Origin of the sequence: Colwellia asteriadis, assembly GCF_039523295.1 — a bacterium.
Taxonomy (GTDB): domain Bacteria; phylum Pseudomonadota; class Gammaproteobacteria; order Enterobacterales; family Alteromonadaceae; genus Colwellia; species Colwellia asteriadis.
Window position 1 is genome coordinate 1 of record NZ_BAAAFA010000017.1, and the last position, 17204, is coordinate 17204.

Sequence of the window (17204 nt, forward strand, 5' to 3'; positions counted from 1 at the left end):
TGTGGTACCACCTGATCCCATTCCGAACTCAGAAGTGAAACGCAGTAGCGCCGATGGTAGTGTGGGAGTTCCCATGTGAGAGTAGGACATTGCTAAACTTCTATTTAAGTTTTGATAATGAAACGCAATAGTGCCGATGGTAGTGTGACTGATGTTGCAGATAAGCCCATGTTAGAGCGTAGCGAGACATTGCTAAACTTCTATTAAGAAAAGCCCGATTCGAAAGAGTCGGGCTTTTTGCTTTTCTGTATAAGGAAAAATTGCTTAATAGCAATGCTACTTTACGACTTAATAGTCTATGAATTCATGTTTTGTCTGTTAGGGAAAGCAGACATGTTATCTATATCCTGAGTGTTGGAGCTTTGACTGTTTAATGAGAAAATTGTTATCTTCCCCAGTAAAAATGGCATTAAGTGATGCCGAAAATTGTACTTACCAAAATGCGCTAATGTATATTAGTGAAATAAGCCTTAATTTGATGGCAACCAAAGTCAAAGAACGACCAGAGGATTTTTTAGGTTGGTGTACCGAGCTATTGCGTTTATGCCGTCATGATTTAAATCAAGAGTTATTAGATACTGCGCAGCACAAGCCGTTTAAAAAATTGCAGGAAATATTAGAGAGCGGTGCAAGCGTTAGCCAACTCAAAATGGCGCGTATTGCCCCTTGGCCTATCTTTGTTGATTTTATCAAGCAACAAAGTGACCTGAACGCGCTAGAAGAGCGCATGTCTTTACTATCGTATGTTAATACATTACAAGATACTCCTCTTGCTGAGATGTCTGAAAATGACCGTTTAGCATTTGCAGGTAAACATACTAACAATCACTCTCCTGCAATCTATGACTTTGATTGTGAATGGTTTGCTAGTACAAAAGGAGCTAAATTATTTCATATGCTGCTTGCTACTAAGCCGGAGAAATTTGATGAGGCATTACAGTGTATTCCATTGACTGGTGACGTTACTCCAAGTGAATATCAGAATTTTGTTAAAGCTTATAAAGCAATTTTTTCATCGTATGTTATCGAAAAGCCTAATGGTGAAAAAGCTCCTTTGGCTCCAGCAACTCGTCTATTAGCAATGCGTAGACCTGATCAATTCATCGCACTGACGACAAGTAAAATTGATGTTTTGTGTCAAGGTTTATCGATTGTTAAATTTAATAGCTTTGATTTTGATGGTTATTGGCAAGATATGATTGGCACCTTAAGAACTTTTGCATGGTGGCATCAAGTTGAGCCTGAAGATCAATACGAAAAATTGTTATGGAGTGCGCGCTCAATTCTGGTCGACTTGTTTTTATTTGCCGATGAAAATACTGCTTTTAGTTCTAATTATTTGCGTTTGAAAGATAAGGGCGCTAGTAAAAGTGTGTATAAATCATCTTATCGACCTCGCACTAAACTGACACCTGAAGAGTTAGTTGATAATGCACTAGCGCAGGAAGATATACCTGAATATATTCAAGGAAAGCGCGAGTCAATTATTAAAGAAGTTAAAAACGGTAAGAGTGTCGAGCATGTAATTGGCTTAATGCGCGCTATATTTGGTTAAAACTGTTTCACTTAGTTTCGCATGTAGGCTCAATAAATTTATATGTTGAGCCTACATAGAGTGATGTGGGTTTAATGAAATGATTATTGAGTTATTGAATTAGTGTCTTTAAAGATTAAAAGCTATAGCACTAAGTAACAGAATAAAAACACATAATAAAAAAACGCACAGGTAGTAAATTGACCCTACTAATGTACCTCTACCAATCAGACCAAACGCGGATATTCTTTTCATTTCATCATCATAATTTAGACAAATTTTCCTATATATTAGAACATAATATAACGAGTACAGTGGAATCACTGTGAATAATACTAGGCGACCATAAGGCTTACCGTATATCACGGTCACTAAAAATAAATAGCAGGCACAAGTAATAAAGCCATAAGCGCTATTGACGATAATTTTTGTTCTTTTAGTATCATCCATAATTTATGCTGTTAAGTTACTCGTGAGTACGGTATTTTTGCGGCTCAAACCGATAATGCCCAGTAATTTTATATTCAAAAAGCATATCGTTTATCTTAGGACCTTGGCCAATATTGTGAACAATCATTGGGTTGCCTGTTATAGTATCTACTTGATCTATTACCATTCCTATATGCGGTAAATTACCTGGCAATTGCCAAGTCACAATATCACCAGCAGTATAATCAGCACTGTTTTGACTTATAGGTAAGGTTTTTCCCTTTCTTTTGAAGAAAGTTTGTAAATTGGGAACTCGTCGATGATCTATATTCTTATCTGGGTACTTTAACCCCCAAATACGTTTAGAAGGGTAAACGTTGAAATTATCGCGCATGTCTTCATGTACTAGTTGCTGTAAATCACTACCTAAACTTCGATAGGCCCTAATAATTACATCGGTACAAACACCAATATTACTCGGGACATCGCCATTTGGGTAAGGTATAGCTAGGTAAGTGCCATCATAAGTTACTTGGTGAGTTGTTCTTTCAAGTAAACTCGAGGTGATGCCTTTAGTGAAATTATCAGCCTGAGCTGGTAATGCTAAAGCCCATAATGTGACGAATAGTATAAATTTTATCATTAATTTTTACCTATGAATAATACCGAGTAAAGTGAGTTAATAAAGTGAGTTAATAAAGTGAGTTAGGCACCTAATAAAGGTAGCTGCTTTATTTTCTTATAACGTAACGCCATAGAAAGGCAATGTGATAATTCTTTAACAGGAATTGGCTCGGTTAAATTAAATACTAATGCTCTCTTACCTTGGTAAATAAAAGTATCACCGTATATTTCTTTGAAAGTTTCAATTAAGGTGGTATTGCAATTAAAGAATATGCAATATTCATCAGGTTGTGTTGCTTTCCAATCAAGCCGAATTGTACTACCTGTTTTTGCAAGGTAACTGGGTTCACCCCATTTTAAAGTTTCGGTTACATCACCAACCTTATCTTCTTTAGCAACCTTAAATATAAGCTCTCGCACCATTGTTAATCGGGCTGCAACATGTGCGGGGTAGTTTGCAAACTTTTGTTGTACGTTTAAATCCATTTTGGTACTTAGTTTCATCGTTGTATTAAGTTACTGTGATAATGTATAAATAGCTAGCATACTGATTAGAGGTTTAGTTACCAATCAAGCCATTGATATGTGCGACAACACTACGACCTAAAGCGCTCAGTGAGTAGCCCCCTTCAAGTACAGAGACAATTCTTCCCTCACTATAAGTTTCCGCGATGACTTTTAATTCATCGGTGATCCAGCGATAATCGGCCTCAGTTAAACTTACCTGCGACATATCATCTTCAATATGTGCATCAAAGCCAGCAGAAATGAAAATAATCTCAGGTTTGAATTTATGTAGCGCGGGTAACCAATGCTCAGTCAATTTTTGACGAAATTGCTCCCCTTTATCAGTCGCAGCTAACGGCGTATTAATGATTGGCGGTGTGTCACTTTCAGTAATTTCAAAGGGGTAGAGTGGGTATTGATAGCTTGAACAAAATAAATAGCCAGCATCATCATTAAAATGGTTTTTTATAATATCTTCGGTGCCATTACCATGATGAACATCAAAGTCGACAATTGCTACGCGTTTTAAGCCATATTTTTGTTTTGCATAAGCCGCTGCAATGGCAACATTATTAAAAAAACAAAAGCCCATACCTTTATTATGTTCTGCATGGTGTCCTGGTGGACGTGTAGTGCAAAAAGCTGAGCCTAACGTTTTATTCATAACTAAATCAACCGCATCAATAACCGCACCAGCAGATAGCTGAATTGAAGTTAAGGTTTTTGCATTCATTATGCTGTCTTCACCAACGGTGAAATTTTCATCACCGTCTTGTGGGGCATTGTTATAAACAAAATCAATATATTCTTGGGTATGAGCAAGATTAAATAGCGACTTATCGATAGGGTTAGCATCAAATTGACGGACAACATAATCTAAGCCAGAGCGAATTAACTGATCTGAAATAGCGGTTAAGCGTTTGCCACTTTCAGGGTGGTGCTCACCCATATTATGTTCGCCACATCGATAGTGACCTATTATTCCTACTGGCATATTTTTCTCTTTTTTTCGTGTTTTTAGCGCGTAACCCTTAAGAGTCACGCTTACGTAACAACTCAGTTAACTTTAATGAAACCCAATAAAGCTAATCAATATCATTATTGCTACTTTCGGGGAGGTTTTGCTCTACTGAAGAAGGCTCGTTTAAGGCAAGTTTTAAACTAACTTCATCAAAGTCTTCACTAGGTTGGCGAATAAAACCTGATCTTTCAAAAACTTTTAACATTGAAGCATTATCTCTACGCACGCAAGCGATTAAACTATCAAGTTTTCGGATTTTAGCAATAGCAATCATTTCAGCGAGTAAAGTGGTTGCCATTCCTCGACCACGTAAGCTTTCTTTAATTACAAAAGCAACTTCACCGCTGTTTATACTCTCAATAAAGTAATAACGTGCAACGGCTTGTATTGCTTCGCCCAAATAGTCTCTGCGGGTAAAGCATAAGGCTAAGTCTGTATGCTGATTAACACTAACCAAGTTGCATGACTTTTCACGTGTCATTTGCGTGATATGGTGGTTGTAACGCATAATTAACGTTTCTTTATTGTGAGAATAAAAAAACTCTTGCAGCTTACGTTCATCGGCAGGAGCAAGTGGTCTTAGGATATAATTGACGTTAGCAAAATTAAAACGTTTCATTTCAATTGCACCCAACTCAGGCACTGAACTTGGGCTACTCTCTTGGTATTCTGGCACCCAATAATGTTTACGTACATCGGCGAGTAATTGATCCCTGAATTTAGGGTGGGCAATACGAATAAGCTCTAACGCACGTTCGCGAATACTTTTACCCTGTAAAGAGGCAATACCAAACTCAGTAATAACATAAGACACATGGCCACGAGAGGTTACCACGCCGCCGCCTTCAGTAATATGCGCAACAATACGTGATATTTTGCCATCTTTAGTTGTTGACGGTAGTGCGATGATAGGTTTACCACCTTTACTTAATGATGCGCCGCGAACAAAGTCAACTTGGCCACCAATACCACTATAAAATTGATAACCGATAGAGTCTGAGACAACTTGGCCTGTTAAGTCGACTTCAATAGCACTATTAATTGAAATCATGTTGTCATTTTTGGCTATTTTAACGGGCGAGTTAATATGCTCTGACGGATAAAACTCAATATGTGGGTTACCGTCAACAAAGTCATAAACCTTTTGGCTACCAATGCAAAATGTTATAACAGCTTTGCCTTTATGGTAAGTTTTTCTTCGGTTGTTAATCACTCCCTTAAGCATTAAATCAATCACGCCATCAGATATCATTTCACTGTGAATACCTAAGTCTTTGTGGTTACCTAAATAACGTAGAACCGCCTCAGGAATTTTGCCAATACCTATTTGTAAGGTTGCGCCATTTTCAATGAGCATAGCAACGTATTGGCCAATTTGTTCGGTTCTTTGATCAAACTCTGGGGGAATAACTTGCGGTAAGTCTTGGTCAACATTAATCCAGTCATGTATTTGATTAACGTGTACAAAACTATGACCATTAGTGCGTGGCATTTTAGTGTTTATTTGGGCAATAACATATTTAGCGGCTTTTACAGCAGATGAAACAATATCAACGCTCACCCCAAGAGAGCAGTAACCGTACTCATCAGGTGGGCTAACCATTATCAGTGCCACATCTAACGGCAAACTGTTTTCTAGAAATAAACGAGGTACATCTGAAATAAAGCAAGGGGTGTAATCACCACGTCCTTCAGCGATGGCTTCTCTGATATTTTTGCCGCCAATAAACAAACTATTAACTTTAAATAAGTCCTTATGCTCAGGTTTTGCCCAAACATTCTCAGATAGCGTTAACATATGAACGGTTTCAATATCATGTAACCCTTCACTATTGGCAATTAAATTGTCAATTAGTGCATTAGGTACTGCGGCGTTAGAGCCAATGAAGATACGATTACCTGACTTTAAATACTTGCTCCAATTGACATTATCACGCGACTCATCTAGTGGTGTCATAAAAGTTCCTTGTTTCGCTATTGCATATCACTCAAGTATGCGCTTATTAAATAAGCGCTTATTGATCATTATCAATTGAACGTTTGATATCTTACCAAATAAGATATAATTAGCGCCTTTTTATTTCAACAACAAACATAAGTACAGCCTATAAATGTTTGCTAAGGGTTTAATTTAGTGTCTTTTGAACAAGAAAGCGCCACTTGTGGGAAAATATTTATTATTGGGTTACCACGTACCGCAACTACCAGTGTTTGTTTAGCCATGTTAGAGCTTGGTTTTAAAACAGCGCATAACGCCTATACTCAACAAGCATTTATCGATGCTGAGGTGATTGCAGATACCCCCATTTTTTGTGACTATCAACAACTTGATAAACAATACCCTAACAGCCGTTTTATTTACTTATCACGCGAATCATCAAGTTGGTTACCGTCAATTAAACAGCTATTACAGCGGATGATGGTTAACTTACAGCGTAGTGATGGCGGCTTTAATCCACATTTAAAGCGTTGTTACAACCAAGTATTTTCACCATTAACGGCCGAGAATATTGCACAAGACGATTTTTTACTGTCATGTTACCAACAACACCAGCAAGGTATTGAAAACTACTTTACCGGTCGTGAGCAAGATTTACTCAGTATTGATGTGAGTGATGATACTAGCTATTTACGTTTGCTTTCTTTTTTGAAAATAGACCACAGCGCAGCTAAAGCGACAGGTTTTCGAGTCATTAATACCGGCGGTAAGGTAAGAGCATGGCAAGGACTTAATCATGTCTTAAAGGTTGAGTCTACCAATAAAGGTCGTATTGATAAGGTTTTATATTAATTTTAAGCCCCTGAGATTGTAGAAGTTAGGTATCGCAGGTAAAATTACGGCAATTATCGACTTAAGTTTAACGTTACGTTCGCGTAATGGATGTAAGAGAGTATCAGATGTTTGAATTAAAATATGACACCGGCCAAGATTGGGTTGATGCAGTAATGGCTGATTTTAATAACTTTTTACAAGATCACGCTGCAGCAGAAAAAAAAGCTTCAGGTATGGCAATGGCAATGTTATCGCATTATCCAGATAAAGCTAAGCTAGTACGTGCTATGACTGATTTAGCTATTGAAGAGCTGATTCACTTCAAACAGGTATTAAAGCTATTAATTGCGCGTGATGTTACTTTAGGACAAGACAAAAAAGACCCTTATATTACGCAAATTCGTGCTTTATTTAGAAACGGTACTAATTTGTTTTTAATGGACAGATTATTAGTTGCTGCGGTAATTGAAGCCCGTGGTTATGAAAAGTTCTTTTTAGTGTCAGAAGCATTACCACCGGGTAAAGATAAAGATCTTTATGTGGCTATTGCTAAGTCTGAAGAAAAACATAAAAACTTATTTGTGGAGCTTGCCTATGAATACTTTGATAAAGCGATGGTTGACGAACGTTTAGAAGAAATCTTAATCGCGGAAGCTGAAATTTGCAAAGGCTTACCCATTAAAGCCGTTTTACATTAAGTCTACTTTGATGAATCAACGCTTTAATAGTCTAACCGCAGAGCTCATTAATAAGCGCAAAGCCGTTCATGAGCTTTGTCGCCAATATGCGCGTAGCCCCAGTAAAGGTAATTTAAAACGCGTTCGCGGTTTATTTGCGCAATGTGGTGAGCAGGTAATTATTGAAGCGGGTTTTCATATGGATTATGGCGACCATGTTTATTTAGGTGATCGGGTATATATTAATGCTAATTGTATTATGCTCGATAGTGTTACTAATTTTAGTGTTATCGATGCCAATAATCAGCCAACGCATGCACCTAATAAAGCAATTACTATTGGTGATGATTGCATGATCGGACCTAATGTGCAGTTTCTTTCGGTAACTCATGACACTGACCCTATACAACGCCTTGAGCATAAATATAATTATGCGCAGTCTATTACCTTAGGTAATAATGTTTGGCTTGGCGGCGGCGTTATTGTCTTGGGCGGTGTTACGATTGGCGATAATAGTGTTGTGGGTGCAGGCAGTGTGGTTACTAAAAATATTGAACCTAATTGTGTGTATGCGGGTAATCCAGCCATAAAAATACGCAACCTTTAACCCTTCCTTATGTTATCGCCACATGTTGGTTAAAAAAACTAATATATCATCATAATGATATTGTTTTTTAATGAATAAATATTAACTTTATGTTTTATAAGGATTTATATTTTGGCATCGCTTTTGCTAATTCTATCTAAGCGTAGTGTGCACAACTTGAATGCTGTTTGAACTTTCTTAACAGGCTAGTTAACAATTTAGCAATAAGGTTAAGAAGAAAGCCTAAGAGTCATGTAAAAGTGGCTAAATTTCATTACTATCAATTCAAGTTAAATAGCACTAGTAAAAAGTTAACGTAACAAGGAAATATTTATGGCGGTTATTTTAGAAGATAGACCCATTGAAACAGTACGTAGTGAAGTTATTGATCAACTCATCATGAACTATAGTCATGGTGAATTATCATATGAAGCCTTTGAACGTCGCTTAGATAAAGCGATGGAATTACAAAATAATAAAGATCTTGTGCAACTCACCGAAGATTTACCGCTTGCGGTTGATAAAGCGTTTGTTGAAGGTAAAAAGCAGGGCTTAGCGCCAAATTATGTACCCGGAGAGGCTGAGGATGTTGATTATATGATTGATGTTTTTAGCGGTAGTAACCGTCGTGGTATGTGGTCTGTCGCGAAAGAAATTCGCTGTTTAAGTATTTTTAGTGGTACAGAAATCGACTTTACCGATGCAAAATTCAGCCAACGTGAAGTGCGGGTTAAAGTGTTTAGTTTATTTAGTGGTATTGATATTCATGTTCCTGAGAATATAAATATTGTCAGTAAAGCTTTTTGTATCTTTGGTGCTGTTGATAACCATTTATCTAGCCAAAGCTCACAAGGTCTTGATATTGCTAATGCCACTAATCGTCCAACACTGATTATTGAAGGGTTTTCAATTTTTAGTGGTATCGATATTAAAATTAAACGCAGTATGAAAGAGAAATTGGTTAGCCTCGCGGATAGCTTGAGACGACTATTTTCATAACCGAGCAACCATATAAAAATTAGAGCTAATGCTCAATGTTTGCTATAATTGAGCCTTAATCATGGTAATAGATAACTAAGGCTTTTTATGCGTTTTCTCTCTCGTCGTTTGGTAATGCCAAGTGATTTAAATTATGCCAATTCATTGTTCGGCGGTCGGGCATTAGAATGGATTGATGAAGAGGCCGCCATTTACGCAATTTGTCAGCTTGAAACTAATTGTTTAGTGACTAAACATATTGGTGAAATTAGTTTTGAGTCACCAGCAATGCAAGGTGATATAGTTGAGTTCGGTTTAGAAACTAAAAAGGTTGGTAAATCGTCAATTACGGTGACTTGTTTAGTGCGTAATAAAGTCACTAAAAAAACTATTTGTTTAGCAGACGATATTGTTTTTGTGCAAGTTGACCCACAAACACGTTTACCAATACCTCATGGTAAAACCATGGATATATTGGCTAAACAAACAGAAAAAGAAATTCAAACCCTAAATATGTAGCGTACTCGCTGTTGTTTACTGTTTAATACCTAGGCAGCAAACAAGGGGCATAAACGGTTATGGTTAAGTTTATGTCACTGGGGGAGTTTAGTCTTGGTTAGTCTCTTTAGACTCTGAGCGGTTGTGTCCAGAAAAGCCATGTTGCGAGGGAATAGTTCCCATTGTATGTTGGCTTTTTTTGCTTCTAGGTAACGTTTCCTTTCGCTCATTAAGTCCTTGTTTACGAAGCTTTTGTTTAGTTGTTTTTTCAAAAGTACTTAAGTTACCAATAATAATAACTAAGGCAACAATAATCATTATAATTGGGAGCCAGCTTTCCATTTGTATCACCTTTCTATTTATCTACGTTACGCACTCGCGTTATTAAGCGCGATTATAGCAGTTATCAGGTATCGCGTTAGTATTATTAATATAACGTGTCATGATCAATGTTAAATTTTCTTGAATGGTATTTTGCCCTAAAAGGGCTTGTTCATTATTTTCTGGTGGAATGTTGGCTGGTGGAGTGTTCGCTGGTGAAGTGTTGCTTTGTGTTATACAACGTTGTTCGAAACAGCTCGATAGTAAATCAGTGGTTAATGCTTTTTGGTAATGCTTGGCCAATGGTGCATAAGAGATATGCCATGGCTCAGCAGCAACGCCGCCTTGGTACTTCTTATAAGGTAGATAAAAGCCAAATTGGTGTGCGTGCTTGGTTAACCACAAGGATAGTTGTGCAAGTGGTCCCGATGTTTGATATTCCCACGGCTCAAGTTTGAGTTGATAATTCTTTGGTAGTAAGTTAGTTGCATAAACATCAATATCACAGCCCCAATGGTGGCGACTTGCGCCAGGTAGGGCAGAGTAAAGCAAAATAGCATGTACTATTTCAATTGGTGTTAATGATGTTATATCAACGATATTGTTATCAACATCTTTAATCGGGCTTATTCCTGAAAACTTATTATTCCAAATTAGTCGTTGTCGCTCAAACGAACGAAAACCACTGGCGATAGCAATATCAATTCCATCCTGTTGAGCACTATCAACCAAAGCTTGATAAGCATTTAGCATTTGTTTATTAATGCCAACACGCTCATTAATATAATGAATATGTTGATCACTTTGCCCGAGTAACTCTTCGGGCTTTATTGCTAGCAATTTTGTCATTATTTATGCTTTCAAGTTAGGTTTAGATAACATTTATATTAGCTGTTATTTAGTTAGTACATTGACTAAACAGTTATAGTAAATATCAACCAGTAGCTCTAAGTCTTGGCATGATACGGATTCATTCACTTGATGAATCGTAGCGTTACAAGGACCAAGTTCAATGACTTGGGCGCCCGTTGGAGCAATAAAACGCCCGTCAGAAGTACCACCAGAAGTCGATAATTGTGGTGGTGTGCCCGTAACATCATCAATGGCCTTTGATACTGCAGATAAAAATCCACTATGTACATTACTGTTATCATTAACTAGCTCAGTTAAAAAAGGCTTACCGTTAAAGGTCCATTTTATCTCATAATCTAATTGATGCTTATCGAGAATACTCTCTACCTGGGTAACAATAAGTTGATCTGTTAGCTCAGTACTGTAGCGTAAATTAAATAATGCAGTTATATCCCCTGGTACTACATTAGTTGCGCCGGTGCCAGAGTGAATGTTCGATAATTGAAAGCTAGTAGCAGGGAAATAATCATTACCGTTGTCCCATTGTGTTTGACTTAACTCGGTTAGTGCTGGCATTGCTAAATGAATAGGGTTTTTTACATGCTCAGGATAGGCTACATGGCCTTGCTTACCTTTAATGGTTACTTGTGCAGAAATAGAGCCTCGACGACCATTTTTAACTACATCACCAACATGGCTAGTACTTGAAGGCTCTCCAACAATACAATAAGTTATTTTTTCATTACGTGCTTCTAAAGTATCAATTACTTTAGTTGTACCATTAATAAAAGGGCCTTCTTCATCACTGGTTATTAAATAAGTGATTGCGCCGTGGTGGTTTGGATGCTCCTTTACAAAACGCTCAGTGGCTATAATCATGGCAGCAATGCTCCCCTTCATATCAGCTGCACCGCGACCGTAAAGCATGCCATCAATAATTGTTGGCTCAAATGGTGGTGTATTCCACAGTTCAAGATTACCCGCGGGCACTACATCAGTGTGACCAGCAAAGCAAAAGACTACTTGGTCATTGTCAGTGTTGTTAATACCGTTACGGCGTGACCATAAATTAGTGGTATCTGCAAAAATCATAGTTTCATTACTAAAGCCAACGTTGGCTAAGCGTTCACTTAATAATTTTTGACAGCCGGCATCCTCTGGGGTAACAGAAGCTCTTTCTATCAGGGCTTTGGCTAATAAAATAACATCACTTTCGAGGTTGTTTGAGTTCACTAATATGTCCTAATGATTGCTTTGATAATATTTACTTTGAGAATAATGACTACTTTTCAAATATGGTTTGATATTGCGCTTCTTTAAAACCTAAGTGTAGCTGGCCATTATGTTCTACTAATGGCCTTTTTAATAAGGTTGGTTGCGCTAAAACGGCATCAAACATAACTTGGTCGGTTAGGTTATCTTTAATTTCATCAGGTAAGTTACGAAAAGTAGTACTACGTTTATTGAGCAACAATGACCAATCACTTTTTTTGACAAAATCATTTAATAATTCAGAGGTTAATGGTTGTTTTTTGAAGTCGTAAAGCTCATGATCAAGGTTATTTTTTTCTAACCATTTTGTTGCTTTTTTTACGGTGTCGCAATTTTTGATGCCATATACGGTGATCATAGTATTCCTCGGCTAATTCAATTTATCTAAGTCGGTAATCTTACTTATTCCCTATATTACCAGATGACATTTTAATAGGGGATTATTTTATTGTAAGGGGTAAACACCTATAAAATAGGGTTTTTAATGGGTTTAAAGTCAATAGCTTACTTTTTAGTAAGAGAACAATGCCGTTTTTAGTGAAAAAGTGCAATGTAAGCTGCTTTATTCTATCCACAAAAGCTGTGGATAAAATTGTTACTAACCTTGGTGTCGATTGGTAGTTATATGATAATAAACAAAAAAATAACAGGTTGTTTTTTTGTTCAGTTTTGTAACTGTGGCGATAAATTATAGTTTTATATAAAAATAGCTGTTTTAAATAAGTGAGCTGTTAATTTTACTATTTTTAACGATTAAAGCCGGTTATGTATGGCTTTAATCGTTAGATAATTAAAAAATGATTAATTATTGAGTGGCTTGTATTGCAGTAAGTGCAATGGTGTAAACAATATCATCAACGAGTGCTCCTCGAGAAAGGTCATTGACGGGTTTATTCATTCCTTGAAGCATAGGGCCAATGCTTACTAAGTCTGCAGATCGCTGTACCGCTTTGTAGGTGGTATTGCCAGTATTAAGATCTGGAAATATAAATACCGTTGCTTGGCCTGCAACAGGGCTATTAGGGGCTTTTTTCTTAGCGACACTTTCCATAATTGCAGCATCATATTGTAACGGCCCGTCAATAATTAAATCAGGTCGCTTAGCTTTAGCTAATTGAGTGGCTTTAGCGACTTTTTCAACATCAGCGCCATGGCCAGAGCTTCCGGTACTGTAACTGATCATAGCCACTCTAGGTTCAATACCAAAAGCTGCGGCTGAGTCAGCCGATTGAATGGCAATATCAGCTAACTGTTCGGCATTAGGCTCTGGGTTGATTGCACAGTCACCGTAAACAAGTACTTGGTTGGGCAGTAGCATAAAGAAAATAGATGACACTAAAGAGCTGTTAGGTGCAGTTTTTATTAATTGCAGCGCGGGTCTAATCGTGTTTGCTGTGGTGTTAACAGCACCTGAAACTAAACCGTCCACTTGCCCCAGTTGTAGCATCATCGTGGCAAGAACTACGTTATCTTTTAAATTTTCCTTAGCAATTACATCAGTTAACCCCTTACCTTTACGTAATTCGACTAAAGGGGCAACATAGTTATCACGAATATTATCAGGGTCGGTAATTAATAAGCTCTCAGGGAGCTGTATACCTTGATGTTCGGCAATTTGTAAAATTTCTTCTTTATTACCAATTAATTGGCAGCGAGCAATATTACGCTCGCAGCAAATTGCTGCCGCTTTGATGGTTCTAATATCATTACCTTCAGGTAGTACAATGAGTTTATTGGCACGACGGGCAAGTTCCGTGAGTTTATGTCGAAAGGCTGGCGGTGAAAATAAACTTTGCTTTTTGTTGGTAGAGGTGAGGGAGTCTAACCAACTATTATTTAAGTTATCGGCAACATGCTGCTTAACTTTGTCTTGACGTTGAATATCATCTTGCGGTATTTCAGGGTTAAAGCTCATAATATGACGTGAAGTTTGCCATGTATCCCAAGGCACAGAAAGCACAGGCAAGCCAGCATCAAGTGCTTGCTTGCATAAGTCCCATACTTGCTCTGATGGCTCAAAACCGTTGGTAAGTATTAAACCTCCGAGCTTAGTACCATTGAGCGCAGATAAACAGGTCGCGATAATAATGTCAGTACGATCACCAGGCGTAACAATGAGTCGCCCTGGAATAAGATAACTGACTAAGTTAGAGACCGTACGTGCGCAAAAAGCAACACTGCGAAAGCGTCGGTGCTGCATATCACCAGCATTAATAACGGTAGCTTCTAAATAACCACAAATATCAATAACACGTGGCGCAATAAGATCCATTTCCCAGGTTACAGTACCGAGTAAGTCAAAATGACGATCTTTAAAAATAGCTAGGTTTTGCCATTGAGCTAAATTAAAGTCACTATCAATGTCTTCTTCTTTAGCTAAAAAACCATGTTCGTCTTGATCTGGGCTATTGAGTTTATTAATAATACAGCCGATAAGGTTTTTACTTTTTAAACCGCCATATGTTGCGGCGCTGACCTCAAGTCTATCTTCAAAGTCTTCTGCGCTATCGTTATCAGGGCTAGCCACTAATACAATATCAGCCGATAATGCTTGTGCAACATCGCGATTAATACGACCCGCATAAGGCTGTCTGACTGTGGGTACTAAGCCTTCAATAATCACCACGTCATGGTTTTTATTAAAGTCATCAAAGTTGGCAACAATTTCTTCTAATACTACGTCGTGTAAGCCATCACCGACTTTTCCCTCAACATAACTAAGAGAAACACTGCTGCTATTTTGAGAAAGGCTAATGGCGTCTATTTTTTTATTTTTTTTCGCTAAACTGTTACGTGATGGTTGGCTAATGGGTTTGAAGTGACCGACGTTAATACCTTTTTGTTGGCATGCATGCAATAAACCTAAAGAGACGCTAGTTAGGCCAACTCCCGAGCCAACAGGGATAAGCATAATTCTATGTGACATAAGATAAATCCTATTTAATACGGTGTAAGTTGCTAGGGTAATGTTTAGAGTTCAAGGAGTTTGGCCGACTGCTCGGCAATCACCCACTCTTCATTGGTAGCGATAACTAAACAAGCACGAGCATTTTCTTTGGCTATATTGCCCCCTTGGCCAAAACGAGCGGCTGTGTTTTTCTCATCACAAACAAAAAAGTTTAATAAACCTAATTGTTTGATTATTTCAGCGCGTACCCAGCTCGAGTTTTCACCAATACCACCGGTAAAAATTAAAGCATCTAGCTGCGTTAAACTGGCACTATATGAAGCAATGCTTTTGGCGATACGGTAACAAAAAACACGTAATGCGAGCGTTGCTTGTTTTTGCTCTTTTTCATCAAGGCTATTAAGCATCGCATCTTCTAAAGTACGACAGTCATTGCTAAGTTGAGAAAGCCCGAGTAAGCCACTCTTTTTATTCAGTAAAGTATCTACATCGTCAATGTTGTAACCGAGTTTATTAACGAGGTGAAAAATAATGCCAGCATCTATATCACCACTGCGTGTCCCCATCATTACCCCTTCAAGGGGAGTCATACCTAAACTAGTATCAACGCTTTCTCCAGCTTTAATCGCAGTAATACTGCAGCCATTACCTAAGTGCGCACTAATTAAATGACATTCACTTAACGGCTTGTTAAGCAACGAGGCAGCTTGTTTTGCAACAAAGTAGTGACTGGTGCCATGAAATCCATAGCGTCTAATGCCATGCTCTGTATATAACGTAGAAGGAATACCGTATAGGTATGCTTTTTCAGGCATTGTTTGATGAAAAGCAGTGTCAAAAATTGCGACTTGTGGTAATTGTGAAAATGCAGTTTTGCAGGCCTTTATACCAATTAAGTTTGCGGGATTATGTAATGGCGCTAACGCAGCTAACTGATTAATTTCTTGTTCTACTTTTGCTGTAATAAGCACGGGTTGCGCATATTTTTCACCACCGTGTACAACTCGATGACCTACCGCTTTAATCATGTTCACTAAGTTATTATCGTGTAAGTGTTGCACTAATACGGCTAAAGCAGATTGATGATCAAAAGGTGAGGTTAATGGTAATACTGTTTTTTCTTGTGCATGTTTTAGCGTAATGCTGGCTTGTTTGGTTAATAAGCACTCTGCTAAACCAGATAATAAGGTGTCACCGGTATGTGGCTGAATAAGTGAGAATTTAACCGATGAACTACCACAGTTAATCACTAAAATAGCTATTGGGTTGTTGGTGTTATTTTGATTCATAAATCGTGTCTTATTTCAATGTAAGTTGAGGACAATAGATACGCTTAATTTATCTTTTAGTTTCTTGAGCGAACTTTTGGTAAAGAAGTCAATAGGCGAATTTATGAAAATAATTATAGCGCTTCCACTCGTAAAAAAACTTGATGTATTACATCTTTTTACAAGATTATATTATTGAAACTGTCGATAGCGATAACAAACTGCTATAGTAGCTATATGAACTTATCTGTTGTACAACTCATTAAATTGGGGCAAAAGTATTTATCGCTATGGCCAAATAAGCCAGAGCTTAATCGGTATTTCTCCGATTATAAAAGCGTACAAATTGCCCGTTTAATTTGCCGACATTTTCCAGCGTTAGCGTTGTTTATTTTTACGATGCAGCTTTATATTGCCTCGGGTTATCCATTAGGTCATGGCTCTGCTGAAAAATTGATGGCAGCTTTACCACAAGCATTAGTTTATGCGATTTTTTTATTGAGTATTCCGATACATGCCCTAATTATTTCTGGTGTTAAGGCTGATACTTTATTACCGCCGTCATTAGAGTCTTGGTATCGTAACGGTTTAGAAAAAGCGAAACAGCAAGGTAGTGATCGAGATAAAATAAATACAGTTAACAGCGAAGCTGATAACGATAACATTAGTCATATTAGTCAACTTACGTTATATAAACCACGCTATATCGACTTAGCGCAATTATTACAGTTAAGTTTTCCAGCACGTAATTAATGCCAAGCTCAGATTAACTAACTCAGGTTAGGTAGCCTGAGTTAGTTAATTTTAAACATAAAAAAAACGAGCGATTAAGCTCAATGCCAGTCAGTTAAGCTGACTGGCATTTTTCTTTTTATGGGGATACTTGGATGGTTTAGGTTTAACCCATCGGGGATATTTTCTATCTTCTCGGCGAGTCGGAAGCTTAAATAAGAGTA

At 37.7% G+C, this 17204-nt stretch carries 17 protein-coding genes and 1 rRNA gene; 8 read left to right on the forward strand and 10 right to left on the reverse strand.

What is annotated here, in order from left to right:
* Positions 1 to 98, forward strand: a 5S ribosomal RNA gene (rrf, locus tag ABD005_RS17720); the annotation flags it as partial.
* A gap of 275 nt (positions 99 to 373) precedes the next feature.
* On the forward strand, positions 374 to 1555 hold the full coding sequence (locus ABD005_RS17725) for a hypothetical protein (RefSeq protein WP_343819069.1): 1182 nt from the start codon (positions 374 to 376) through the stop codon (positions 1553 to 1555).
* A gap of 445 nt (positions 1556 to 2000) precedes the next feature.
* On the opposite strand, the gene ABD005_RS17730 is transcribed toward ABD005_RS17725, so the two are convergent.
* The 4 genes from ABD005_RS17730 to ABD005_RS17745 all read right to left on the reverse strand — a co-directional run bounded on the left by ABD005_RS17730 (position 2001) and on the right by ABD005_RS17745 (position 6072).
* Positions 2001 to 2606 carry a DUF1287 domain-containing protein gene (locus ABD005_RS17730; protein WP_343819070.1) on the reverse strand — a complete coding sequence of 202 codons (606 nt, stop codon included), beginning with the start codon at positions 2604 to 2606 and terminating at the stop codon, positions 2001 to 2003.
* Positions 2607 to 2668: 62 nt separating this feature from the next.
* Positions 2669 to 3073 carry a DUF1801 domain-containing protein gene (locus tag ABD005_RS17735; RefSeq protein WP_343819071.1) on the reverse strand — a complete coding sequence of 135 codons (405 nt, stop codon included), beginning with the start codon at positions 3071 to 3073 and terminating at the stop codon, positions 2669 to 2671.
* 73 nt (positions 3074 to 3146) lie between these two features.
* On the reverse strand, positions 3147 to 4088 hold the full coding sequence (locus ABD005_RS17740; protein ID WP_343819072.1) for a histone deacetylase family protein: 942 nt from the start codon (positions 4086 to 4088) through the stop codon (positions 3147 to 3149).
* Between the two features lie 91 nt (positions 4089 to 4179).
* Entirely contained in the window at positions 4180 to 6072 is a 1893-nt protein-coding gene (locus tag ABD005_RS17745; protein WP_343819073.1) for a GNAT family N-acetyltransferase, read from the reverse strand.
* A 264-nt stretch (positions 6073 to 6336) separates the two neighbouring features.
* Between ABD005_RS17745 and ABD005_RS17750 the strand changes: the two genes are divergently transcribed.
* From ABD005_RS17750 to ABD005_RS17770, 5 genes are all read left to right on the forward strand, one after another.
* Positions 6337 to 6906, forward strand: a complete 570-nt coding sequence (locus ABD005_RS17750) for a sulfotransferase (protein WP_425544917.1) — start codon at positions 6337 to 6339, stop codon at positions 6904 to 6906.
* Positions 6907 to 7013: 107 nt separating this feature from the next.
* On the forward strand, positions 7014 to 7586 hold the full coding sequence (locus ABD005_RS17755; protein ID WP_215979080.1) for a tRNA-(ms[2]io[6]A)-hydroxylase: 573 nt from the start codon (positions 7014 to 7016) through the stop codon (positions 7584 to 7586).
* Between the two features lie 10 nt (positions 7587 to 7596).
* On the forward strand, positions 7597 to 8172 hold the full coding sequence (locus tag ABD005_RS17760; RefSeq protein ID WP_343819076.1) for a sugar O-acetyltransferase: 576 nt from the start codon (positions 7597 to 7599) through the stop codon (positions 8170 to 8172).
* Positions 8173 to 8484: 312 nt separating this feature from the next.
* Positions 8485 to 9150 carry a DUF1707 domain-containing protein gene (locus ABD005_RS17765; RefSeq protein ID WP_343819077.1) on the forward strand — a complete coding sequence of 222 codons (666 nt, stop codon included), beginning with the start codon at positions 8485 to 8487 and terminating at the stop codon, positions 9148 to 9150.
* Between the two features lie 87 nt (positions 9151 to 9237).
* Positions 9238 to 9648 carry an acyl-CoA thioesterase gene (locus tag ABD005_RS17770; protein ID WP_215979083.1) on the forward strand — a complete coding sequence of 137 codons (411 nt, stop codon included), beginning with the start codon at positions 9238 to 9240 and terminating at the stop codon, positions 9646 to 9648.
* Between the two features lie 87 nt (positions 9649 to 9735).
* Here ABD005_RS17770 and ABD005_RS17775 read toward each other — a convergent pair whose 3' ends face one another.
* The 6 genes from ABD005_RS17775 to ABD005_RS17800 all read right to left on the reverse strand — a co-directional run bounded on the left by ABD005_RS17775 (position 9736) and on the right by ABD005_RS17800 (position 16269).
* On the reverse strand, positions 9736 to 9969 hold the full coding sequence (locus tag ABD005_RS17775) for a DUF2897 family protein (RefSeq protein WP_215979084.1): 234 nt from the start codon (positions 9967 to 9969) through the stop codon (positions 9736 to 9738).
* A 42-nt stretch (positions 9970 to 10011) separates the two neighbouring features.
* Positions 10012 to 10797: a M15 family metallopeptidase gene (locus ABD005_RS17780; RefSeq protein ID WP_343819080.1), complete on the reverse strand. Its 786-nt coding sequence runs from the start codon at positions 10795 to 10797 to the stop codon at positions 10012 to 10014.
* A 45-nt stretch (positions 10798 to 10842) separates the two neighbouring features.
* Complete coding sequence (dapE, locus tag ABD005_RS17785; protein ID WP_343819081.1) at positions 10843 to 12033, reverse strand: succinyl-diaminopimelate desuccinylase; 1191 nt, start codon at positions 12031 to 12033, stop codon at positions 10843 to 10845.
* A gap of 49 nt (positions 12034 to 12082) precedes the next feature.
* On the reverse strand, positions 12083 to 12430 hold the full coding sequence (locus tag ABD005_RS17790) for a Spx/MgsR family RNA polymerase-binding regulatory protein (protein WP_343819083.1): 348 nt from the start codon (positions 12428 to 12430) through the stop codon (positions 12083 to 12085).
* A 447-nt stretch (positions 12431 to 12877) separates the two neighbouring features.
* A complete protein-coding gene (gene pta / locus ABD005_RS17795) occupies positions 12878 to 14998 on the reverse strand; it encodes a phosphate acetyltransferase (RefSeq protein ID WP_215979088.1) in 2121 nt (706 codons plus the stop codon).
* Between the two features lie 44 nt (positions 14999 to 15042).
* Positions 15043 to 16269 (reverse strand): acetate kinase, encoded by a 1227-nt coding sequence (locus ABD005_RS17800; RefSeq protein WP_215979089.1) that lies wholly within the window; start codon positions 16267 to 16269, stop codon positions 15043 to 15045.
* 216 nt (positions 16270 to 16485) lie between these two features.
* Between ABD005_RS17800 and ABD005_RS17805 the strand changes: the two genes are divergently transcribed.
* The gene (locus ABD005_RS17805; protein ID WP_215979090.1) at positions 16486 to 17001 is read left to right on the forward strand and encodes a DUF412 family protein; all 516 of its coding nucleotides are present in this window, start codon (positions 16486 to 16488) and stop codon (positions 16999 to 17001) included.
* Positions 17002 to 17204: the final 203 nt, after the last annotated feature.